The organism is Spirillospora sp. NPDC049652 (genome assembly GCF_040675125.1).
In the GTDB taxonomy this organism is placed as follows: Bacteria; Actinomycetota; Actinomycetes; order Streptosporangiales; family Streptosporangiaceae; genus Spirillospora.
Window position 1 is genome coordinate 1 of the sequence record NZ_JBFAOF010000028.1, and the last position, 22,413, is coordinate 22,413.

Below are 22,413 nucleotides of genomic sequence, written 5' to 3' on the forward strand. Positions count from 1 at the left end.
TCGTGGACCTGGACGTGGGTCAGGATCGCATCGAAGGTGCCGTCGGCGGCCCACCGCCGATACCGCTCATACACCGTCTTCCAGTTCCCGTAACGCTCGGGCAGGTCACGCCACGGGGCACCGGTCGCCAGCTTCTACAAGATCCCGTTCAACACCGTCCGGTGATCAATCCACCTACCGCCCCGGGCGGGCTGTGCGGGCAAAAGCGGCTCAATCCGCCGCCACGCCACATCGGTCAACTCATGCCGTCGCACCACGACACACCATCAACCCACAACCCAAGATCCACCTCAGCAGAACACCAAGATCTGCCGGACACGGCCTAGGCCCTCCTCGCCCGGCAGCATGGCTCTGGCCAGAGGCGCGGGGGGTGCTGCAGAATCGGGGGCTGTCTGGTCGCGCCGCGCAATTTCGAAAGGCAGAGAGTTCATGGGTACGCCGCCTGGGGTCGACACGACCGTGCCGCACTCGGCCCGAATTTGGAACTACCTGCTGGGAGGCAAGGACAACTACCCGGTCGACCGGGAGGCCGGAGACAGGATCTGCGAGATCTTCCCCGGGATGGCGGACATCACCCGCCACTCCAGGCACATGCTCACGCGCGTGGTGCGGTACCTGGCCGCCGAGGCCGGGATCCGGCAGTTCCTGGACATCGGCACCGGACTGCCGACCGTCGACAACACCCACGAGGTGGCCCAGCGGATCGCGCCCGACGCGCGGATCGTGTACGTCGACAACGATCCGCTGGTACTGGTGCACGCGCAGGCCCTGCTCACCAGCAGCGCCGAAGGGGCCACCGCCTACATCGAGGCGGACGTCCGCGACCCTGAGGCGATCCTCGCCCAGGCCGCAGCCACTTTGGACTTCTCCCAGCCGGTCGCGCTCATGCTGATGGGCATACTCGGACTGGTCGAAGACGATGAGGAGTGCCGATCCATCGTGCGGCGGCTGATGGCGCATCTGCCGCCGGGCAGTTACCTGGCAGCCTACGACGGCGCTGACACCGACCCGGCCTACGTGCAGGCCATCCAGCGTTACAACGCCGGTGGCCGCGGTGTCCCCTATACGCCCCGCAGCCCGGAAGAGATCGGACGCTACTTCGAGGGCCTGGCCGTCCTCGAGCCCGGCGTGGTCTCGGTGTCGAAGTGGAGGCCCGACCCCAACCCCTGGGGCGACGGCCCAGAGGTCTCCTGCGTGGGTGCGGTCGCCCGCAAACCATGATCAAGCGGCATCCCCCCGGCACTGCGTCTCATAAGCCGCCGACCAGCGGACGGACTGCCCATGACGGCGCCGCTGAGGCTTGGTTCAGCTGAAGGTGCGGCGGTAGGTCTGCGGGCTGACGCCGGTGGTGCGTTTGAAGCGGTCGCGGAATGCGGTGGGCGAGCCGAAACCGACCTGGCTGCCGATGCGTTCGACGGAGTGCTCCGTGGTTTCGAGGAGGTGTTGCGCCTGGCGGATGCGGGCCCGGTGGAGCCACTGGAGTGGGGTGGTGCCGGTCTGGTCGCGGAAGCGCCGGATCAGGGTCCGGACGCTGGTCCCGGACTGCGCGGCGATGTCGGCCAGGGTGAGGTCTCGGGCCAGGTTCTCCCGCAGCCAGGCGAGCAACGCCTCCAGTTCGGATCCCTGCGGCACGGGGATGTGGTCATGGACAATGAACTGCGCCTGACCGCCCTCGCGTTCGAGTGGCGTCACCGACAGGCGGGCGGCGTCGGCGGCGACCGCCGATCCGTAGTCCCGGCGGATCATGTGCAGGCAGAGGTCCAGGCCCGCGGCCGCGCCGGCCGAGGTGAGGAACTGGCCGTTGTCGACGTAGAGGACGTCCGGGTCGACGTGGAGGTCCGGGTGAAGGGCGGCCAGGAGCCCGGCCGCGCGCCAGTGGGTCGTGACGCGCAGCCCGTCGAGGAGCCCGGTGGCGGCCAGGGGGAAGGCGCCCACGCAGATGGAGGCGATCCGGGTGCCGTCTGCGGCCGCCGACCGTAGTGCCTCGCCCACGGCAGTGGGGAGCGGGGCCATGGGATCGGCGACACCCGGAACGATGATCGTGTCAGCGTCCCGGAGGCCGCCCAGGTCCCACGGCGCACGCAGGGCGAAGGCGCCGGCGTCGACCTCGTCGTGCTCGGCGCACACCCGGACCTGGTAACCGGGCCGCCCGTCGGGCAGACGCGTCCGGGAGAAGACCTCGATCGGGGTCGACAGGTCGAACGCGATCACCTGGTCGAGCGCGAGGACGGCAACGGTGTGCATGGCCAGAACGTACCTCCCCACCGACTCGTCAGCACCGGGCCGATGTGCGGGCAGCTCCATGCCAGTGGGGTTCTGAGCCTTCGGGAAGCTCTTGGCATTATCCCGTTGAAGCCTGTCACTAGTGCCACTGGGCGATCACGGTGACAGCCGGTTGACTTCGGAGCGTCCGATGGAAATCGACCCCGGAGGAAACATCCATGCACGTTCAGGTGGTCCTGTTCGATGGCTTCGACCCGCTCGATGTCATCGCCCCCTACGAGGTGCTGTACGCCGACGGCTCGGCGTCGGGCGGCGCGGGGACCGTCGAGCTGGTCTCCGCAGAGGGACCCCGAGAGGTGATCAGCGGCACCGGGGGATTGGCACTGCGCGCCACCGGCGCCCTCGACCTGGAGCGGGCGGACCTGCTCGTGGTGCCCGGCGCCTACGGCCACGTGGGCGAGCCCGGCGAGGTTCCGGAAGATGAGGTGGGCGCCGGCGAGTGGAAGCAGGACGAGGAGGCCGGCCGCCTTCCAGCCTCGAAGGTCACCGGCGAGCGCCGGCGCGCCCCGGAGCGCCAGGCGTGACCAAGCTCCTTTTGTCACTGCACGTCCTGGCCGCCATCATCACCGTCGGCCCGGTCGCCGTCGCCGCGAGCATGTTCCCCGCGACGTTGCGCCGCGCCCTCGGCGACTCCGGCGACGGCGACGCCCGGACGACCCTGCGGACACTGCACCGCATCTGCCGGGTCTACGCCGGGATCGGCATCGCCGTCCCCCTCTTCGGCTTCGCCACAGCCAGCAGTCTCGGTGTCCTCGGCAGCCCGTGGCTGGTCATCTCGATCCTGTTGACCGGGGTGGCCGCCGGCGTCCTGGTTCTGCTGATCCTGCCCGCTCAGGACCGTGCCCTGGCCGAGACGGCGAGTTCCGCCGCGCCGTCGCCGACAGCGACCTCCTTGACACCGGGTCGTCTCGCGATGCTCACCGGCGTCTTCAACCTGCTGTGGGCCACAGTCACCGTACTGATGATCATCCGTCCCGGCTCCACGACGGGGGTGTGACCATGCGCCCGCGGTCTCCGAGCCATCTGCGCATCGCGGCTCACGCCGAGCTGATCTCGCTGATCGTGATGCTGGCCAACGTGTTCACCGTCCACCTCAAGCCCGTCTCATCCCTGATGGGCCCCGCCCACGGCTGCGCCTACCTGTTCGTCGTGATCGCGACCTGGCGGCTGGACGCCGCGACGACCGCCGCCAAGGTCCTGGCCGTCGTCCCGGGCGCCGGCGGGCTGCTCGCACTGCGGCGGCTCACCCCTGCCGATCCGGACCCGGCCCAGCTGAAAGAGGTCATCCCGTCATGAACTACGTATCGCCGATCCTCGTCGGCGTCGTCTACTGCCTGCTGATGTCCCTGATCAAGGAACCGCACCGGCGCCGCTTCAACGCGATCATGGTGGCGGGGGCGGGCGCCGCCTATCTGAGCGGGGGCGGCTTCGGCCCGTGGGAGCTCCCGTTCGTCGCGCTGATGGCCTACGTCGGCTACCGGGGACTGGACTCCTGGACCTTCATCGGCATCGGCTGGCTGCTGCACACCGTGTGGGACGCGGCCCACTGGCTCAAGGGCAACCCGATCCTGCCGTTCGCGCACGACTCATCCATGAGCTGCGCCATCTGCGACCCCGTCATCGCCCTGTGGTGCTTCCGCGGAGGACCTCCACTGATCACGCTCGTCCGCCGCTGGTTGAGCCCCGCCCGGACAGCAGATCACACGCACGACCACGCCTCTGCCTCCTCCTGACTGACTACACCACCTGCCGGGCCCCAGTGGTCCCGAGCCCAGCCAGGCCATACACCCCACATGCCCCGGATGGCGATGCTTGTCGCAGCTTGGCGAACGCAATGGTGCCCTCAGGTCGCACTCGGCCTCGCCTAGGAGACGGGCACGGTGCCGCCGTCCTCCATCGACCGCTGGGCGGCCTCCAGGACAGCGTTGACCTTCGCGGCGAAGACGGCGTCGCACGGGTCGGCCCCTCCTTCGGACGCGCTGCGCGCCAGCCTGCCGATCGCTGTGACCAGCGGCTCCACCGCGGACACGTTCCCGACCGGAACCGGCGCGACGCCCTTGCCGCCGACGAACCCGATCTCCATCCCGGCCGCCGCCGGGGGCGCGTCCAGGCTGAGCGTCATGGTGGAGACCGCGCCGCCCTCGTGCCGCAGGAGCGCGTGCGAGGTGCTGTGCGGGCCGCTCATGGCCTGCACCTCGGTGACCTCGCCCAGGACGGGCAGGAACACCGACAGGATGTGCGGCCCCAGGTCCCACAGGGCACCGCGCGTGCGCCTCCAGTCGGACGCCGCGTACGGGCTGCCCGGCTCGAAGATCGAGGCGAGGACGTTGGCGCGTCCGCCGTCCCAGCCGCCCTCCGCAGCGGCGTCCTGCAGCATCCGCTCCACCGCCGGGAGGAACCGGAAGGTGAAGAAGACCACGGAGGCGACGCCCGCCGAGGCCGCCTCGCGCGCCACCGCCGCCGCGCCCGTGGCCGACAGGCCGACCGGCTTCTCCAGCAGCAGGTGCTTGCCCGCGGCGGCCGCCCGCAACGCCAGCGGCAGCTGGACCTCGGGCGGCAGGGAGATCGCCACGGCGTCGACGTCGGCGAGCAGCTCGTCGACGTCCGAGTAGGCCCGGACGCCGAATCTCCCGGCGAGGCCTTCGGCCCGGTCCGGACGGCGGCCCCAGACCCCGGCCAGGGTGGCGTCCGGCGACGCCGCCAGCGCAGGAGCGTGGGTCTCGCTCGCCCAGTAACCCGTCCCGAGGAGTCCGAATCTCAAAGCCATGGGTCGAGCTTAGGCGGACGATCCCAGGCGCCTTCCCTAGGGCCGCCATTCCTGCCGGTAGTCAGGATGTTCGGACCGCCCAGCCGCGAATCCACCGCCGCCGGCTCCCCTGGGCATCACCGACCGCGAACACGACGTCCTGCGCCTCATCGCCGCAGGACACACCAACACCGAGATCGCAGACGGCACACTGCCGCTGACCCGTCAAGCGTTCCATCAGCACCCCAAAATGGCGCGCCGCCGCACACCTGCGGGCCTGTGATCGTCATCTGAAGACGATCTCCCTCTTCGGGCGAGTAAAGGTGGGCGTCGATCGCGGATCGGCGTCCGTTCCCCGGCGCCGCGACGGCGCCCGATGGTGAGGAGAGGGAATGGTCAAGAGGACACTGATGGGGCTGGGCGTCCTGGCACTGGTGGCGGGCCCGGTGCCGCCCGCGCTGGCGACGGCACCCCACGCGTCGGTGGCCGCACCGCCCACCCCGGTGGCGGCATCGCACGGACCGGTCATCGTTGGACCGGCGGAACAGGGAACCTTCCATCGCGGAACCGTGATGCGGCAGAGGGGCGAGCAGCCGACGTTCCGTCGGCTGCAGCGGGCCACGGCGGCCGGTGAGCACCAGTTGCGGGTCACGGTGCTGAACCGCGACGGCGCGGTCGCCACGTCGGACGAGACGAACTGGCTCTCGATCTGGCCGCTGGACGGCGGCGACCCGCTCGGCACCGAGCTGAACAACGGGCATGGCGAGGGCTCGTTGCCCGCTGGTGACTACTCGCTCAGCACCGAGGTGCACCGCCAGGAGGCCGACGGTACGTGGTCGAAAACAGCAATCTTGCTGCCGAAGGTGACGGTGACCGGGGACGTGTCGCTCACGCTCGACGCGCGGACGGCCAACCCCGTCCAAGTCACGGTGGACAAGGCGGGGGCAAGACCGGTCGGAACCGAGGTGCGCCTCGTCCAGCAGATCGCCGGTCGGCGCCGGCACATAACCGGGGCCTTCGGGCTCGCCGGTGACCGCCTGTACGTCACCCCCGCCTCAGCCGAGGGCGGCGTGGAGTACGAGGTGCAGTCGCTGCTGACCCAGGACGGGAAGACGGAGGGCAGCCCCTACACGTACCACATCGCGAGCAAGGCGGCAGGCGTGCCGGCGGACCTGACCCTGAGCGCGCGCACCAAGGACTTGGCGGCCGTCAAGGTCAGATACGCGAGCGAAGGCCGACCCGGTTGCGCGGGAGCAACCGCAGGGGTCGACTGGGGGACGGGTGGCATCCTCTCCTTTTACTGGGGCGCGGGAACCGTTCCGACGACGCGGACCGAGTACTACACCCCGGGGCTCGACTGGTTGCGGGATGAGGCCCTCACCACCGCCGACTGCGCGTTCGACGAGAACGACGTCAGGACCCGCACCGACCGGTTCCCGACGGCTGGAGCGTACACGCGAAGCTGGAACAAGGGCCCGCTCGGTCCGGCCGAAGGTCTCCTCATCCTCGACACCGGCAACGGAACGGGGTTCCAGGCGGGGATGCTGTCCGAGCGCGGTGCGGTGAGCAACAAGCGGTGGTATTCCTTCATGAAGGGGGACTCGGCGCTGGTGAGCCTGAGCGGTGAGTCGATCGGCCAGAGCCTCGTCCCGGGCTACGGCGGGATCTGGGCGCGCCCGGAGCCGGGCCGGTACACGCTGACCACGAACGCCACGCGGTCGGCGCCCTGGTCGGACCTGGCGACGAGTCAGCACGTCGTCTGGGACGTCACGGTGGGTCAGGACAACGTCATCAACCTGCCGACCGTGGAATACCGGACGGCCCTCGACGATGAGAACCGGGCGCCCGCGAACACCACGCAGACGCTGACGCTGGCCCCGCAGCAGGCGAAGGCGGGTGTGAAGCCTTCGCTGTGGACGTCCTTCGACGACGGGAAGTCGTGGACGCCGGTCTCCGTGAGCGCCGACGGCGACCGGTGGACGGCGTCCTTCCGCAATCCTGCCAAGGGCTTCGTCTCGCTGCGAACGAAGATCGATGGAGCGGTCGACCAGACCGTGATCCGCGCCTACGGCCTCCGCTGACCCGAATTCCTGGATCGCCGGGGGCCCCCAGCATCGGCCGGAGGCCCCCGGCGATCACTCGTCCGCCGTCCGGCACCTCGCCCGGCGCAGGGCGAGGCGGGTGACACCGAGCGTGCCGTCGTGGACGACGGACGCCTCGACAGGCTCGATCGTCTGTTCAGGGTGGCCGTGGCACCTTGACGCTCCGCTTCTGGAGGTTCGGTGTCGGAGGCCGACTACGGGGACGACTGCCTTCGCTTACGCGCTGCCCGTGAGCACAGCGGGCTGACCGTGCCGGAGATCGCGACCGCCGCCGACCTGTCGGAGCGGCCGTGAACTTCCCCGACACGCCCGAGCCCGGGGTGCGCGGGCACTCACGCGCCGTGGCCCGCGGTGCGTGCGGAGTCCAGGAACGCCGAGATCTGGGCGGCGCCGGTGCGCGTCAGCCAGGTGGAGAAGTCCATCGCGGCAGGGTGGATTCGCCGGGTGGCCGCGATGTCCGCGCGGTAGCCGCGTTCGTTGAGCCATTCGTTGGCGTAGGCGAAGTCCTCGCTCAGGGCCCGGATCGCCTCGATCGGTGTCTGGACATAGGGCAGCGGTATCTCGAGCGCCTTGCCGATGGCCTCGGCGACCTGGACCGGGGCGAGCTCGTCGGCGGCCAGGGAGACCGCCCGGCCGATCCACTCCTCGGGGCGGCGGAACGCCAGCTCGGTGATGAAGCCGACGTCGTCGACGGCCATGATCTGCTGGGCGGTGTCCGGTGCGAGTCCGGTGGACAGGTTCCCGTTCTGCAGTGCGTATCCGCCGGTGAAGTTCTCCATAAACGAGACCGGCCGCAGGATCGTCGCGGGCAGGCCGAGGTGGGCGATGTGCTGCTCGATCCGCCACTTGCTGACCAGGTTCACCGGGACCTTCTCGCTGAGGTGGCGATCCGCGCCGGCGACGGAGGTGAAGACCAGGTGCTCGACGCCGGCGGCGTGCGCGGCCTCGGCGACGTTCACGCCCCAGCACACCTCGTCCTCGGTGGTGAAGTCCGGTGCGGTGCCGGGCGAACCGACCGTGGGCTGGACGCTGAACAGTCCCCAGGAGCCCTCGGCTGCGGCGGCCAGGGAATCGACGTCCTCCATCTGCGCCCGCACCACTTGCGCACCGGCCCGCGCCAGCGCCTGGGCCTGTGGCCCGATCGGGTCACGGGTGAGCGCACGCACCCGCCAGCCACCGCGGAGCAGGTGGTGCGTCACGGCCCCGCCCTGCAGGCCGGTCGCTCCCACCACCACGACGGTCTTGTTGGTCTGCGTCACTGTCTCTCCCTCGCGTCCATGCAGAACAGGAACCATCCTGTAAGTGGGGTGGCCCCCCGGTTATTGGCCGCTACGATATGGAGGGCCACCCCATTTATCAAGTCGCCAGGAGTGCCCCGTGTCGAAGGAAGCCGCCGTGCCGCCCCGGCAGCGGATGCGCGCTGACGCCCGCCGCAACATCGACCGGATCATCGCCGCCGCCGGGGCCCTGATCGCCGAGGACGGCGCCGACGCGTCCTTGGAGGAGGTCGCCCGCCGCGCCGGAGTCGGCTCGGCGACTCTGCACCGGCACTTCCCCTCGCGGCAGGCGCTTCTGGAGGCGGTCTTCAGGGATCGAGTGGAGACCCTTTGCGCCAAGGCCGAGGACCTGTTGTCCGACCCCGATCCGGGAGAGGCGCTGCTCACCTGGCTCCGTGCCGTCGGCGCCCATGCAGTTGCCAACCGAGGACTGGGCGCGTCATTGATGCGCAGCGGTGACCCGACCCTCGGCGGCACCTGTCATGACATGGTCATCAACGCCGGCGATGCCCTCCTCGCACGCGCCCGGACGGCAGACGCCGTGCGCCCCGAGATCGACATCACCCATCTGCTGAAGCTCGTCAGCGCCATCGCCCTGGCCACCGAGCACGACCCCGACGGCCCGGCTGAAGCCGACCGCCTGCTGGCGATCGCCATCGACGGCGTACGCGCACATTGAACTGGCCACTCACAAGCGAGATCCGGTGTCGATGGGTTTCGTGAACACCTCGTTCGTGCACTGTGAGAGCGCGCGCTGCTCGACGGGCGTGCGATAGGTTGCCCGCCATGCCTGAGCTCGGAGCCGTTGCCTGGCCCCCGGCCCCGATCAGAACCGACCGGCTCGTGCTCCGCGAGTCCGAAGCCCGGGACCGTGCGGCGTTCATCGAACTGTTCGCCTCGCCGGAGGTGGGCACCTACGTCGGTGGTTCTCGACCGCGTGACGAGCTGGAGCGGGCGGTGCCCGAGGGTGCCAGGGCGGCGCCCCGGCTTCTTCGTGGTCGATCTCGACGGCGCGATGATAGGCATGGTCACGCTCGACCGGCGCGACGCGAAGCGTCAGGGGCGCGTCCGTCCGGACGGTGGGGAGACCGAGCTCGGCTTCCTGTTCCTGCCAGAGGCATGGGGACGCGGGTACGCCGCCGAGGCCTGCGCGGCGGCACTCGGCTGGTTCGCCGACGCGCTTCCCGGCGAGCCGGTGGTGCTCTGCACCCAGACCGCCAACGACCGCGCGATGCGCCTCGCGGCGAAGCTGGGGTTCACCGAGGTGGAACGGTTCGAGGAGTGGGGCGCCGAGCAATGGTTCGGCGCGAGGTTCTCGGTCACGCCGCCCGCTTGAGCCCGTCCCCGAAAGCGGCGTAGGCCCTGGCCGGGCAGGTGTGGAGTGCCCCCGGAACCGATCGCCGCCGGGTTCGGGGGGCAGGCCGAGCTGTTCGCCCATTCCCCGAGCATGACGAAGTCAGGGCCGGTCAGCCCGTGGCGAGGGTCGATGCGGTCTAGGAGAGCAGCACCATCGGGCTGGACGGCCATTGGTGAGCGGGGCTCCGGCAGGTGGACGGCGGGCTGGGCTAGGAGCGGGCGAGCGCGCCCGGGTCTTCGTAGACGGTGTCCAGGGCCAGGTAGGCGCCGCCTCGTGCGGCGGCGGTGAAGCCGAGCGGGGACAGGACGATTTCGCAGCCGCCCGCGTCCGGTGCCATCACGGCCGCATGCATCGTGTCTCGCACCTTGTCGATGAGGTACTCGCCGAAGAAGGCGAAGTGCCCGCCGAGCACCAGCAGGCGCGGGTTCAGGACATCGACCAGCATCGCGATGCCCGGGCCGAGCGCCGCCGCGATCCCGTCCAGCGCGGCAAGCGTGCGCCTGTCGCCTGAGCGGGCGCGGCGCAGCAGCTCGGCGAGCCGCTGTTCGAGGTCGATGGAGGGGTCCCAGACCTCGTCGCCCGGGTCGGCCGCCGCGCGCAGGAGCGCGGCCAGGCCGACCATGGTCTCCCAGCAGCCGCGCCGCCCGCAGCTGCACGGATAGCCGTTCGGGCCGAGCGGCAGGTGCCCGACCTCCCCGGCGTATCCGGCCGTGCCGCGCAGCAGCCGGCCGCCGGCGATGATGCCGGCGCCGACACCGGTCTCGCCGGTGAGGTAGAGCAGGTCGTGCACGTCCGGATCGGTGAGCGCGAGGTACTCGGCGATCGCGCCGAGCTTGGCGTCGTTCTCGATGTGGACCTCAGGCGCGTCCGGCCCGAGCCGCTCGGCGAGGCCGGTCCGCGCGGGTACGTCGCGCCAGCCGATGTTCGAGGCGTAGTTGACCGCACCTCGGCCCAGGTCGATGACGCCGGGTGCGGCCAGCGCGACACCGACCGTACGGATGGCGTCGGCGTCGAGCTCGGCCATGGTCTGACGCACCAGCGCGGCGGCCTCGTCGAGCACGGCTTCGGGCTCGGCCGCGCGCACATCGAGGCCGATCCGGTGCTCGGCGCGCAGCTCGCCGCGCAGGTCGAGGGCGATCGAGCTGAGGTAGTCGACGTTGATCTCGACACCGATGCCGCACACGCCGCGCCCGTCGATCTCCACCGCGAGCCCCGGACGGCCCACCGCGCCCTCGCGCTCGACCTCGCCCTCGCGGACCAGGCCGAGCTCTACCAGCTCGGCGATCAGGCTGGACACCGTGGCCTTGGGCAGACCCGTGTCGACGGCGAGCCGGGCCCGGGACCGTGCGCCTTCGTCGCGCAGCAGGCGCAGTACCAGGCCGAGGTTGCCGCGCCGGATCGAGGACCGGTCGTTGGGCCTGAGCGGTCCGGCCATCGCCAGGTCCCGCGCCCCCGTGTTCCGCAAGTCAGCTTTCACGCACCGATCCTCCCGCCACAGCGAACCCGCCTCAATGTGTTGACTTTCCCCAGGTTAGTTCGAACAATAGCCGAACTAATGTCATCGGGGTCAGCCCAGGCGGAGAGACACATGAACGATCGCTCAGGTCGGAGATCGATGCGGACGGCCGCGCTGGCGGCTGCCCTGGTGGCCGCGCTGGCCGCGTGCTCCTCGGGAGGTTCGGGCGACTCCAAGGAGACTGACGCCAAGGGCCCGGTCAAGCTGGACTTCTGGGGCTGGGCGCCCGGCTACGAGCAGTCGATCGCGCTCTGGAACAAGAGCCACCCCAACGCCCAGGTGAGCTGGAGCAAGACCGCCTCGGGCGCCAAGGGCGGCTACACCAAGATGCTCACCGCGGTGAAGGCCGGGAACGCGCCGTGCCTGGCCATGGTCGGCTACGAGACCATGCCGAGCTTCGCCGCCGCCGGTGCCCTGGAGGACGTCAGCAAGTACACCGGGAACGCCAAGAGCCAGTTCGCCGACTGGACCTGGAACCAGGTCACCATCGGCGGGAAGACCTTCGGCGCCCCGGTCGACGCCGCTCCCATGGCGCTGATGTACCGCAAGGACCTGTTCGCCAAGTACGGCATCACCAAGCCCCCCGCCACCTGGGACGAGTACGCCGCCGACGCCGCCAAGGTGCACCAGGCCGACCCCAGCGTCTACCTCGGCTACTTCGGCAACGACGCTTACAACTACACGGGCCTGGCCTGGCAGGCCGGAGCCAAGTGGTTCGGCACCGCGAACGACCAGTGGCAGCTGTCCATCAACAGCGCCGCCAACCAGAAGGTCGCCTCCTACTGGCAGGACCTGCTGGACAGGAAGCTGCTCAAGCCGTACCCGAGCTTCGACCCCTCGCTCTACACCGCCATGTCCAAGGGCAAGATCCTCTCCGACGTCAACGCGGTCTGGGCGACCCCACTCCTGGCGAGCAGCGTGAAGTCCACCTCCGGCAAGTGGGCGGTCGCGCCGATGCCGGTCTGGGACGCGGCCAACCCGGTGTACGGCAACGACGGCGGCTCGGCCACCGCCGTCCTCAAGGGCTGCGCACACCCCAAGGAGGCCACCGAGTTCGCGCTCTGGATGAGCACCGACCAGGCCAGCCTGGGCAACCTCATCAAGGTCACCGGCATCTACCCGGCGGCGACCGCGGGCCTCGCCAACCCGGCACTGACCACTCCCGACCCGTTCTACGGCGGTCAGAAGATCTTCGAGGTCTTCAAGGACGCGATGGGACACATCGACACCACCTGGCAGTGGGGCCCGACCATGACCCAGACCAGCACCGACCTCGCCGACGGGCTCGGCAAGGCCGGAACGGGCGGGGCCAAGCTCCTCTCGATGCTGACGACCGTGCAGGACAACACCGCCAAGCAGATGCGGCAGCAGGGGCTGAGCGTCGCCGGGGGCACCGGGGGATGACCACCGCCGTCCCCGAGCGGCCGGGCCCCGCGGGCAGGGCCGCCGCCCCGCCCGCGAAGCCGCCGTCCCGCCATCGGCCGCCCCGCCGACCGCGGCACGTCCGCCGACGTGGGCGCACCCCGGTCCTGTTCCTCACCCCGTTCCTGGCGCTGTTCGCCGGGATGTACCTCGCGCCGATCGGTTACACCGTTTACGAGAGCTTCTTCAAGCTGCATCGCTCGGGGCTCGGCCTGTCCGCGCCGACCAAGACGTTCGCCGGGCTCGGCAACTACTCCAACGCGCTCAGCGACCCGGCCTTCCGCGGGTCGCTGTTGCGAGTGCTGTGCATCGGGGTCGTGCAGGTGCCGGTGATGCTCCTGGTCGCGCTCGGGCTGGCCTTGCTGCTGGACGCCCGGGGCACGCTGTTCAAGCGGTTCTTCCGGCTGGCCTTCTTCCTGCCGTACGCCCTGCCCGGCGTCATCGGCGCCATCATGTGGTCCTACCTGGTGGCCCCGGGCCTCAGCCCCATCACGGCCGCGGGTCGCCACCTCGGCCTGCATCTGACGCTGACCTCGGACGCCATGCTCGCGCCGACGATCGGCAACATGCTGACCTGGGGGTGGACCGGCTACAACATGCTGATCATCTACTCCGCGCTCCAGGCCATCCCGGAAGAGCTGAGCGAGGCGGCGGCGATGGACGGCTGCTCGGCCTGGGGGACCGCCTGGCGCATCAAGGTCCCGCTGGTACGCCCCGCACTGGTGATGACCACGGTGTTCTCCATCATCGGCACCGCGCAGCTCTACAACGAGCCCGCCATCCTGCACAACGTCGCCCCCAACCTGAGCAGCACCTACACGCCGATCTTCGCGGCGTACAACCAGATCGACGCGAACAACTTCAACGCCGCGGCGACCGACTCGGTGATCCTCGCCGTGCTGGCCCTCGCGCTCTCCTTCGGCTTCCTGCGCATCGTCCAGCGACGGGGAGGCGCCCTGTGAACACGACCGCCAAAGGCGCGAGAGGCGCGAGCGGCAGCCGCTGGATCGTGCTCGGCGTACTCCTGCTCGCCTCGGTCTACTTCCTCACCCCGGTCTGGTGGCTGCTGGTCTCCTCGACCAAGACCAGCTCAGGCCTGTTCACCGGCAACGGCTTCTGGTTCGGCCGCTTCGCGCTGTTCGACAACCTGCACGAGGTGTTCACCCGCCAGGGCGGCATCTACGCCACCTGGCTGTTCAACAGCGCCCTGTACGCCGTCGGCGGTGCCGCGGTGAGCACGCTGGTCGCCGCGCTCGCCGGGTACGCGCTGGCGAAATACGCCTTCCGCGGCCGGGAGGCGGTCTTCAACCTCGTCCTGGCGGCGGTACTCGTGCCGCCACCGCTGCTGGCCATCCCGCTCTACCTCATGTTCTCGAAGGTCCACCTGGTCAACACCTACTGGGCGGTGCTGCTGCCGAGCATGGTCAGCCCGTTCGGCGTCTACCTGAGCCGCATCTACGCGGCCGCCTCGGTGTCCGACGAGCTCATCGAGGCCGCCCGGATCGACGGGGCCGGCGAGTTCCGCATCTTCGCCACCATCGCGCTGCGGGTGATGTCCCCGGCGCTGGTCACCGTCTTCCTCTTCCAGTTCGTCACGATCTGGACGAACTATCTGCTGCCGGTCCTGATGCTCGCCGACGAGAAGCTCCAGCCGGTCACCGTCGGCGTCGTCGGCTGGCAGTCGCAGCGCGGCATCGGCCCCACGGCCGTGCCCTTCAACATCGTGATCACCGCGGCGGCCGTGTCGGCGGTGCCGCTGGTCGTGCTCTTCCTCGCCCTCCAGCGCTTCTGGCGTTCCGGCCTCACCGCCGGAAGCCTGAAGTGACCGGCGCGCCCGACCTCCCCCTCACAGACAGGAGCTCCCACGTGTCGGCCCGGTACCACCTGCGGTTCCAGATCCATCCCACGTCCGGCGCCGCGGCCGACGCGGCCGAGCTCGCCAAGTTCTGCGCGGCCGCGGGGGTGACCGAGGTCGTGCTGCTGCTGCACGCCGAGGAGTTCTACGCCGGGCACCCGGACGATCCCGAGCGCGAGCTCTGGTTCGAGACGGCACGGACCGCCGCCGGAGTGCTGCGCGAGGCCGGCCTGGAGGTGAGCCTGAACCCCTGGGTGACGACCGGCCATGCCGACAGGGGGCGGGTGGATCGGCTCGGCTTCACGCCGATGGCCGGCCCGGACGGCACGGTCGCCCGCGCCCAGCCGTCCTTCGCCTGCCCGCGCTGGCGGGCCTGGATCACCGGCTACTACGGCCGGTTCGCCGAGCTGGGCCTGCGCGTGCTGTGGCTTGAGGACGACTTCCGCTACCACAACCACGCTCCGCTGGAGTGGGGCGGCGGCTTCGAACAGCCGATGCTCGACCGGGTGGCCGAGCTGGCGGGTGAGCCGATCACACGTGGGGACCTGGTCGCCGCCATCACCCGGCCCGGCCCGCCGCATCCATGGCGCGCGTTGCTGCAGCGGGTCTGGCGGGAGGCGCAGCTGGAGGTCGCCCGGATGGTCACCGCCGAGGTCGAAGCCCGCTCCGGCGGCCGGTCACGGCTCGGGCTGATGAGCTCGCGGCTCGGCGTCGCCTCCGTCGAGGGCCGGGACTGGACGGCGCTCTTCGAAACGCTCGCCATCGACGGCGAGACCCTGCACCGACCCCACTTCACCGCGTATACCGACGTCCCGGGCAGGGAGCTGGCGTTCTCGGTGTGGATGCTCGACCAGCAGCGCGCGCTGCGCCCGAAGTGGACGGCCAGCGAGCCCGAGATCGAGAACTGGCCGCACACCTCCTGGTCGAAGTCGGACACCCAGACCTGGTCGGAGATGGTGACCGCACAACTCGCGGGGTCGGACGCGCTGTTCCTCAACGTACTGCCCATGCAGGCCGGCCGGGCCGAGAAGTTTCCCAGAGTCGGCCGGATGCTGGCGCGCTCCCGGCCAGCGCTCGACTGGGTCGCCGAGCGCTGGCCGCGGGACGGCATGACAGAAGGTGTCGGCCTCCCGTTCCGTCCCGACGCCGCCGCCCGGGTGCACACCTCGCGCGCCGGACACCTCGATGACCTGGCGGCCGACCAGGGGCCGGCCGCGGACTTCTTGCTCCGCTACGGCGTTCCGGTCACCGCCGCGGGCGCGTGGACCGTTCCAGTCCGCGCCCTGTTCGGTCCCGCAGCGTGGTCGTTCGACGACCACGAGGTGCGGACGATGCTGCGCGGCGGGCTGCTGCTGGACGGCACGGCCGCCGCCGTCCTCACCGAGCGCGGGTACGGCGAGCACCTGGGCGTGCACGTGAGCGGGCTCGTCGGCCGCGACGACCACGACGCCGCACACGCCTCGCATCCCGTGCCCGGACCGTACGCCCTGGAGCGCGTCACAGCCGACGGCGCCCTGCTCAGCGTCAACACCCAGCCCGCACTGGCCCGGCTGACCGCAGCCTCCGGCGCCGTCGTCTGGAGCGAGATCCTCACCGCCCGCCGGGAGCCGTGGGGGGCGGGCCGGTGCGGCTACGCCAACGCACTCGGAGGCCGGGTCGCCGTCCTCGCCGCCACGGCGCCGGACACGCTGCCCTACGACGACGACGGCCAACGGCTGCTCCACTCGATGATCCGCTTCCTGGAGGGCGCCCCTACGCTGCCGCTGGTCACCGGCGGCCCGCACCTCATCCCACACCTCACCGTCGTCGATGGCGTACGGCGCCTGGCCATCGCCAACGGCAGCGCCGACCACGCCCGGGTGCACGTCGACCTGCCCGACCAGGTCATGTCGGCCGCTACCCTTCTCGCTCCACTCGCCGAGCCCCAACGTGTCCAAGCCCGTACGGACGACGGCCGGATCACGGTCGACCACGACCTCCCGCACCGAGGCTGGCTCACCTTCGAGTACTGCGCCGCCGTAGCCGAGGACGAGTGACTCGTCCTCGGCTACGTGGCTCAAGGAGGTCAGGAACCGGAGACCGTAAACGCCCGCAGGGTCAGGGTCTGCTCGGCCGCGGTGCGTGATCCACCGACGGGATTGCCGGTGGTGTTGGTCCAGGTCCGGCCAGGGGTCGTTTCAGCGAGTCGCCCGGAATCCGCGGAAAGCCCTAGAGCGAGTCCGCTGTAGCGGTTGATCAGCCGGTACGTCGAGCCGGAGCTGTTGCGGAGGATGAACCACTGCTGCCCGACGCTCGGGCCGCCAGGACCGATCGTGGTGGCGGTCGGCTTGGTGCCCCACGCCCGGGCGGCCGTGGTGTTGGAGTTCACGCCGAGTGCCTTGCCGGTGGCGGCGTTGGTGATCCGATACGAGCCGTCACCCAGACCGGTGAAGACCCAACCCTCCAGCTTGGACCCCGTCGCCGCGCCGATCGAGGTGGTGGCGTCACTGCCTGACACCTGCGCCAGGATCCGCCCGTTTCCACTGCCGATCCGGTAGGTCCTGGTCGGATCCGCGGGCGGCGCCGCCGGGGCGGAGGAGCCGATGGTGACGTCGTGGTATTCGCCGTCCGTGGGGCCGCCACAGAAGTACGCGCAGTACGAGCGGTAGGTCTTGCCGACGATGGTGGAGTTGGTCTTGTTCGCCCCGTCGAGCATCCACCGGTACCAGGAATCGGTCTTGTAGGCGCCGGAGTCCCCGATCAGGTGCCACTTCTGCGTCGACAGGTCGTCGGTGACGTAGTAGCGCTGGGACGTGGGCGCCGACTGGTCGACCACTTCGGGCTCGCCGATGTAGAGGCCCAGATAGGCGTTGTAGGCGATGTTCATCATCAACAGGTCGGCCTTGCGCGGCACGGTGCCCGCCGCGATCTGCTGGTCGACGTTGCCCGTGTTGGCCGGATTGTAGTCGTTGGCCACAGGCGTGTAGCCGGTCGAATTGGACGCGTCGACGGGCAGCATGTTGCTTTCGCGTCCGCCGACACCGGGCTCGGTCCAGGAGCCGTTGAACCACTTTTTCCACGAGCCGGTCGCCATCTTCGACGACATCGGCGCGCGGGCGACGTGGGCCAGCGAGGTGACGCCGCCACCGGCGCCCGGCTTGGGCTGGATGCGTGAGGCGTAGTAGACGTAGAAGTAGCCCGATGCGACGTCGACGAACAGTCGCGGATCACCGTCGCCGTAGTCCCACGTCTGGTTGGGGAACGCCGCCGTGTCGCCTCGCCGGGTGCTGTACGGCGAGGTGATCGCATGGCCGGTGATCTTCCAGACCTTGCCCTGGTTGGTCGACACCGCCACGTCGAGGGCGTCGTAGTGCGAGAACCCGGCCTTTCCCCATGGTTCGGGGGTGAACTCGTTGTGCACCAGGCCGTACCAGTAGCCGGTGTCAGGGTCGACCCACACCCCGACCAGGTCGCAGTAGTTCTTCTGGGAGTAGCCCGAGCCTGATGGCGGGGGAGTCGCCTCGACCCCGGTGGGGCTGTTGTTGCATCGCCAGGTGGTGTCGTTGTTGCGATCGAGGGAGTTCGCCGGATTCACGGCGTTGCTGATGGCGCTCGATCGGGTGGCGTTGTCGAAGTTGGTGCCTGTGAAGAAGTCCCAGTAACGCGGGTCGTTCGCGCCGTACAGCGCAGCGGACTGCTGGAAGTAGAACGTCCCGTCCTTGTCGATGTACGGGCTGGCCGGGGTGTCGGTCGGATACCTGTACTCCACCCGCGGCCCGGTCGAGACGGTGTAGGTGGCGTCCGGCGGTGCGGCTGAGGCGGGAACGGCCGCCGTCACTGTGAACGCGCTGAGCGTCGCAGCGACGGCCGCCGCGAGGGTTCGTCTGAGGCGGGGCATGGGTTCCTTCCTTCAGCAGAAGCGGCGCCTTGGCCTGGGCGCGGCCCTGAGGGTGGGAAGCCGCGCCCAGGTTTCCGGCGTGAACGCGGCCCTAAGGGTGGGGGCGCGCCCAGGTCCATGAAGGGGAGTGGCCTGGAGCGCTCGACATCACCGCCGCACTCACGCCCGGCGCGGGCCGGCTACTCCCTCGTGCTGACGATCTTCGTGCCATCAGCCCTCCCTGGAACGAATTTGTTTAAGTAGAATCCAAACTAATTGCAGAGCCGTCAAGACCCGTCGGGAGGCGGATCCGCGGACGGCCGGCTCCGACCCCGCCCGTCCGACCACCCGTCCGACCGACCGTCCGTGCGACCGCGCGTCGATGCCGACCGCCCCGTCCGGAAGACGCTTTCCGTGGACGATGGTCTGGTCTGATCGGGCAGTCGGCGTGCTCAGAGCAGGTCGTGGAGGCGGTCGGCGAATTCCTCCGGGGTGCTGATCGGGATGCCGAGTCCTTCGGCCTTGGTCTTCTTCGATCCCGCCTTCTGGCCGGCGACCAGGAGCGACGTGCGCGCCGACACCGAGGAGGACGACTTCCCGCCCGCGCGTTCGATCAGCTCGTTCACCTGGTTGCGGGAGAGTTCGGCGAGCGGTCCCGTCATCGCTCCCGTGACGACCACGGTCATGCCCTCCAGCGGCAGCGCGGGCCCCTCGGCTGCTTCCTTCTCGGTGCCGGGCGCGACGGCCCCTGGCTCGGTCATGGTCAGCCCCGCCGCGACCAGCTTGTCGATCAGCGGGGCCAGGTCGGTGAGTTCCGCGACGATGACCGGGGCCTTCTCCGGGCCGATCCCCTCGACCTCCTCGAACGCGGCGGCGTCCGCGGCACGGATGGCGTCCATCGTGGCGAAGTGCCGGGCGATGCGCCGGGACATCGACCGTCCGGTGCCGCGGACGCCCAGCGCGCAGAACACCTTGTTCAGCGGCTTGGACTTGGCGGCCTCGATCGCGGCGAGCAGGTTGGCCGTGCTGGTCTCGCCCATCCGCTCCAGCCCGATCAGTTGCTCGCGCGTCAGGGTGAACAGGTCGGCGAAGTCGGTGACATGTCCCGCGTCAACGAGCTGGTCGACGATCCTCTCGCCGAGGCCCTCGATGTCGAGCTGGTCACGGCCGATGGCATAGCGGATGGAGGCGACGGAGTGGCACGCGCGGCCGCGGACGCAGCGCCACCGCTCCTGCGAGGCGTCGATCGCGTCCCCGCAGCGCGGGCAGACCTCCGGAATCGGGATCGGTGTCTCCTGCCCGGTCCGGAGCTGGACGACGGGGACCTCCACTCGCGGGATCACGTCGCCCGCCCGGTACACCGTCACGCTGTCACCGAGCAGCAGCCCCCGGCGCGCGATGTCGGCGGCATTGTGCAAGGTCGCGTAGGTGATGGTGACGCCGTCGACCTCGACGGGGTCCAGGACGGCGCGCGGCGCGATGATGCCGGTGCGGCCCACGTTCCACTCCACCGCCAGGAGCTTGGTGATCTTCTCGGTGGCGGGCAGCTTGTAGGCGACCGCCCAGCGCGGGGCGCGGGAGGAGAACCCGGCCTCCTGCTGGTCCTGGGCGTTGTCGGCCTTGATGACGATGCCGTCGATGCCGAACTCCAGTCCCGCGCGGGCCTCGGCGATCTGCTCGACCCGCGCCTGGACGGCCTCCAGGGTGTCGGCGGTGATCCCGGCGACCGGCGTGCCCGCAGTCGTCTGCACGCCCCAGCCCACGACCAGGTCCATGATCCGGCTGTGCGCCAGCGTGCGCAGTTGCTCGGCGAGCTCGTCGTCAGTGGCGGCACCGAACCCGGCACCGGACGGCAGGGGGAGCGCTCCGTAGCTGTGGAAGGTCATCTCGACCTGGTAGGCGCGGTCCTGGGCGCGCAGCGATCCGGCGGCGGCGCTACGCGGGTTGGCGAACGGCGTGCCGCCCGCGGCGACACGCGCCTCGGTCGCGGCCGCGAACTGCGCGCCGGTCATCAGGATCTCGCCGCGGACCTCGACGGTGACCGGTGCGTTCAGCTCGCGCGGCAGGCCGAGCACGCTGCCGATGCCGTGCGACACGTCCTCCCCGGCCGTCCCGTCGCCGCGCGTCACCAGCTGGGCCAGCCGCCCGTCCACGTACCGCGCCGAGATCGCCAGGCCGTCCAGCTTCGGCTCCACACTCCACCGCTCGACCGGACGGCCCAGACGCCGCTCCAGACCGGCGGCCCACGCCGCCAGCTCCTCCGCGCCGAACACGTTGTCCAGCGACAGCATCGGCTGGGTGTGCGGAACGTCGCCGACCACCGCGCCGCCGGCGACCTTGCCCGAAGGGGAATCGGGCCGGACCTGGTCGGGGTGGGCGGCCTCGTAGGCGGCGATGCCCCGCACCAGCCGGTCGTAGGCGTCGTCGTCCAACGTGGAGGACCCGTCGCCGTAGTAGGCGGCCGCCGCGTCCAGGGCGGTCTGCACGGCCGCCGTGTAACCGGCCTCGTCGTGGATCTCAGTGAGCGCAGCAGTCATAAGCGTCATCCTTACGGACGGGTACGACGTTTTTGCAGGTCGGAATAGTCGGGGCGGCGCATTGGCCGAGGACGACCAACCCCAGACCCAGGCGTGGACGGTTCGCTGGCCAACCTGGATCGACCGAGCCCGACCAGCGTCGGAGACCATGAAGTGAGCGTCGCGGAGTCGTGGTCGTGACGCGATCACGCCGTCACGGTTTGCGGCGTAGGTGGACACTATCGTTGCGGTAAGCGGCCATAGCGGACCTAACGTCTGCCCATGGATACCGACGTGATCGTCGTTGGGGCCGGTCCTACCGGCCTCATGCTCGCCGCCGAACTCGCCCTCGGCGGCGCGTCCGTGCTGATGGTCGAGGCGCTGCCCGAGCGAAGCGGTCAGTCCAAGGCGCTGGGGGTGCAGCCGCGCACCGCCGAGGTGCTGGAACTGCGCGGCCTGCTGGAGCCGCTGCTGACCGGCGGCGTCCAACGAGTGCCCGGCGGGCACTTCGCCGGAATGCGGTTGGACTTCACCGCCTGGGACACCGCTCATCCCTACATGATCGGCACACCGCAGTCGAAAGTGGAGCGGGTGCTGGAGGGGCGGGTGCGTGAGCTGGGCGTGCGCGTGTTGCGCGGTCAGCCACTGGTGGAGCTGTGGCAGGACGACACGGGGGTGAGCGCGCGTCTGGGGGACGGCGCCGTGCTCCGGGGAGCCTGGCTGGCAGGTTGTGACGGCGGGCGCAGCACCGTACGGACGCTACTGGGGGTGGATTTCCCGGGCCTGGAAGGCCGACAGGCGATGGCAGTGGCCGACATCAGGCTCGCCGGGCAGGTGGGGGCGCGCTGGCGGCTGCCGGAGATGACGCCCTCGCCAGCCGGCCGCGCCTACCTGACGCCGCTGGAGGACGGGGTGCACCGGATCCTGTTCTACGGGCCCGAGCAGCAGGACCTGCCGCGCGAGGCGCCGGTCACCGAGCAGGAGGTCGGCAGGGCGCTGATGCTAGTGCCCGAACCGGAGGCACGCCTGGAGTCGATCGTGTGGGCCTCGCGCTTCAGCGACGCCTCCCGGCAGGTGGAGGACTACCGGCACGGACGGGTGCTGCTGGCCGGCGACGCCGCGCACATCCACTCCCCGATGGGCGGGCAGGGCCTGAACCTGGGCGTCCAGGACTCCTTCAACCTGGGCTGGAAGCTGGCCGCCCAGGTGCGCGGGCACGCGCCCGCGCACCTGCTGGACACCTACAACGCCGAGCGTCACCCCGTCGCGGCCAGGGTGCTGGCCAACACCCGCGCCCAATCGCTGCTCCTGGTGGCCCAGGAGGAGCATCTGGCGCTGCGCGAGATCGTGGCCGGCCTGCTGGCGGTGCCGGAGGCCAACGCGGTGATCGCGGGCATGATCTCCGGGCTGGACATCGGCTACGAGCTGCCCGGCCCGGCGCACCCGCTGCTGGGCCGGCGCCTGCCCGGTGCCGGAACGTTAA

General features: G+C 70.4%; 20 protein-coding genes and 1 pseudogene. 14 read left to right on the forward strand and 7 right to left on the reverse strand.

Annotated elements, in window-relative coordinates:
• Window positions 1–254: pseudogene (locus AB0J52_RS04005) on the reverse strand (transposase); the annotation flags it as partial.
• Between the two features lie 175 nt (window positions 255–429).
• On the opposite strand from AB0J52_RS04005, the gene AB0J52_RS04010 reads away from it, so the two are divergent.
• On the forward strand, window positions 430–1,221 hold the full coding sequence (locus AB0J52_RS04010; protein ID WP_500180069.1) for an SAM-dependent methyltransferase: 792 nt from the start codon (window positions 430–432) through the stop codon (window positions 1,219–1,221).
• Window positions 1,222–1,305: 84 nt separating this feature from the next.
• On the opposite strand, the gene AB0J52_RS04015 is transcribed toward AB0J52_RS04010, so the two are convergent.
• Complete coding sequence (locus AB0J52_RS04015) at window positions 1,306–2,244, reverse strand: GlxA family transcriptional regulator (protein WP_500180070.1); 939 nt, start codon at window positions 2,242–2,244, stop codon at window positions 1,306–1,308.
• Window positions 2,245–2,441: 197 nt separating this feature from the next.
• Here AB0J52_RS04015 and AB0J52_RS04020 point away from each other — a divergent pair, with 197 nt between their 5' ends.
• The 4 genes from AB0J52_RS04020 to AB0J52_RS04035 are packed head-to-tail and all read left to right on the forward strand — an operon-like array spanning window position 2,442 to window position 4,016.
• A complete protein-coding gene (locus AB0J52_RS04020; protein WP_500180071.1) occupies window positions 2,442–2,807 on the forward strand; it encodes a type 1 glutamine amidotransferase family protein in 366 nt (121 codons plus the stop codon).
• Window positions 2,804–3,280 (forward strand): DUF2269 family protein, encoded by a 477-nt coding sequence (locus AB0J52_RS04025; RefSeq protein ID WP_500180072.1) that lies wholly within the window; start codon window positions 2,804–2,806, stop codon window positions 3,278–3,280. Before AB0J52_RS04020 ends, AB0J52_RS04025 begins: the two co-directional genes overlap by 4 nt.
• 2 nt (window positions 3,281–3,282) lie before the next feature.
• A complete protein-coding gene (locus AB0J52_RS04030) occupies window positions 3,283–3,579 on the forward strand; it encodes a hypothetical protein (protein WP_500180073.1) in 297 nt (98 codons plus the stop codon).
• Window positions 3,576–4,016, forward strand: coding sequence for a DUF6010 family protein (locus AB0J52_RS04035; protein WP_500180074.1), 441 nt, complete (start codon window positions 3,576–3,578; stop codon window positions 4,014–4,016). The genes AB0J52_RS04030 and AB0J52_RS04035 overlap by 4 nt, the downstream gene beginning before the upstream one ends.
• A 131-nt stretch (window positions 4,017–4,147) precedes the next feature.
• Here the strand turns inward: AB0J52_RS04035 and AB0J52_RS04040 are convergent, their stop codons facing one another.
• Complete coding sequence (locus AB0J52_RS04040) at window positions 4,148–5,050, reverse strand: Gfo/Idh/MocA family protein (protein ID WP_500180075.1); 903 nt, start codon at window positions 5,048–5,050, stop codon at window positions 4,148–4,150.
• A gap of 115 nt (window positions 5,051–5,165) precedes the next feature.
• Between AB0J52_RS04040 and AB0J52_RS04045 the strand changes: the two genes are divergently transcribed.
• Together AB0J52_RS04045 and AB0J52_RS04050 are read left to right on the forward strand one after the other, a co-directional pair.
• Window positions 5,166–5,312, forward strand: coding sequence for a LuxR C-terminal-related transcriptional regulator (locus AB0J52_RS04045; RefSeq protein WP_500180088.1), 147 nt, complete (start codon window positions 5,166–5,168; stop codon window positions 5,310–5,312).
• A 109-nt stretch (window positions 5,313–5,421) separates the two neighbouring features.
• On the forward strand, window positions 5,422–7,110 hold the full coding sequence (locus tag AB0J52_RS04050; protein ID WP_500180076.1) for a hypothetical protein: 1,689 nt from the start codon (window positions 5,422–5,424) through the stop codon (window positions 7,108–7,110).
• A gap of 353 nt (window positions 7,111–7,463) precedes the next feature.
• On the opposite strand, the gene AB0J52_RS04055 is transcribed toward AB0J52_RS04050, so the two are convergent.
• Window positions 7,464–8,390: an NmrA/HSCARG family protein gene (locus AB0J52_RS04055; RefSeq protein ID WP_500180077.1), complete on the reverse strand. Its 927-nt coding sequence runs from the start codon at window positions 8,388–8,390 to the stop codon at window positions 7,464–7,466.
• A gap of 118 nt (window positions 8,391–8,508) precedes the next feature.
• On the opposite strand from AB0J52_RS04055, the gene AB0J52_RS04060 reads away from it, so the two are divergent.
• Complete coding sequence (locus AB0J52_RS04060) at window positions 8,509–9,087, forward strand: SbtR family transcriptional regulator (protein ID WP_500180078.1); 579 nt, start codon at window positions 8,509–8,511, stop codon at window positions 9,085–9,087.
• Between the two features lie 258 nt (window positions 9,088–9,345).
• Window positions 9,346–9,744, forward strand: coding sequence for a GNAT family N-acetyltransferase (locus tag AB0J52_RS04065; RefSeq protein ID WP_500180079.1), 399 nt, complete (start codon window positions 9,346–9,348; stop codon window positions 9,742–9,744).
• Window positions 9,745–9,973: 229 nt separating this feature from the next.
• Here the strand turns inward: AB0J52_RS04065 and AB0J52_RS04070 are convergent, their stop codons facing one another.
• The gene (locus tag AB0J52_RS04070) at window positions 9,974–11,242 is read right to left on the reverse strand and encodes an ROK family transcriptional regulator (protein WP_500180080.1); all 1,269 of its coding nucleotides are present in this window, start codon (window positions 11,240–11,242) and stop codon (window positions 9,974–9,976) included.
• A gap of 111 nt (window positions 11,243–11,353) precedes the next feature.
• On the opposite strand from AB0J52_RS04070, the gene AB0J52_RS04075 reads away from it, so the two are divergent.
• Genes AB0J52_RS04075 through AB0J52_RS04090 form a run of 4 tightly spaced genes read left to right on the forward strand, consistent with a single transcriptional unit; the run spans window position 11,354 to window position 16,594 of the window.
• A complete protein-coding gene (locus tag AB0J52_RS04075) occupies window positions 11,354–12,685 on the forward strand; it encodes an ABC transporter substrate-binding protein (protein ID WP_500180081.1) in 1,332 nt (443 codons plus the stop codon).
• Entirely contained in the window at window positions 12,682–13,665 is a 984-nt protein-coding gene (locus AB0J52_RS04080) for a carbohydrate ABC transporter permease (protein WP_500180082.1), read from the forward strand. The genes AB0J52_RS04075 and AB0J52_RS04080 overlap by 4 nt, the downstream gene beginning before the upstream one ends.
• A complete protein-coding gene (locus AB0J52_RS04085) occupies window positions 13,662–14,528 on the forward strand; it encodes a carbohydrate ABC transporter permease (RefSeq protein ID WP_500180083.1) in 867 nt (288 codons plus the stop codon). Before AB0J52_RS04080 ends, AB0J52_RS04085 begins: the two co-directional genes overlap by 4 nt.
• 41 nt (window positions 14,529–14,569) lie before the next feature.
• Entirely contained in the window at window positions 14,570–16,594 is a 2,025-nt protein-coding gene (locus AB0J52_RS04090; protein ID WP_500180084.1) for a hypothetical protein, read from the forward strand.
• Between the two features lie 29 nt (window positions 16,595–16,623).
• Here the strand turns inward: AB0J52_RS04090 and AB0J52_RS04095 are convergent, their stop codons facing one another.
• Complete coding sequence (locus AB0J52_RS04095; RefSeq protein WP_500180085.1) at window positions 16,624–18,435, reverse strand: RICIN domain-containing protein; 1,812 nt, start codon at window positions 18,433–18,435, stop codon at window positions 16,624–16,626.
• 431 nt (window positions 18,436–18,866) lie between these two features.
• On the reverse strand, window positions 18,867–20,951 hold the full coding sequence (gene ligA / locus AB0J52_RS04100) for an NAD-dependent DNA ligase LigA (RefSeq protein WP_500180086.1): 2,085 nt from the start codon (window positions 20,949–20,951) through the stop codon (window positions 18,867–18,869).
• Window positions 20,952–21,212: 261 nt separating this feature from the next.
• On the opposite strand from ligA, the gene AB0J52_RS04105 reads away from it, so the two are divergent.
• On the forward strand, window positions 21,213–22,413 hold a 1,201-nt coding region (locus AB0J52_RS04105), incomplete at its 3' end, for an FAD-dependent monooxygenase (protein WP_500180087.1).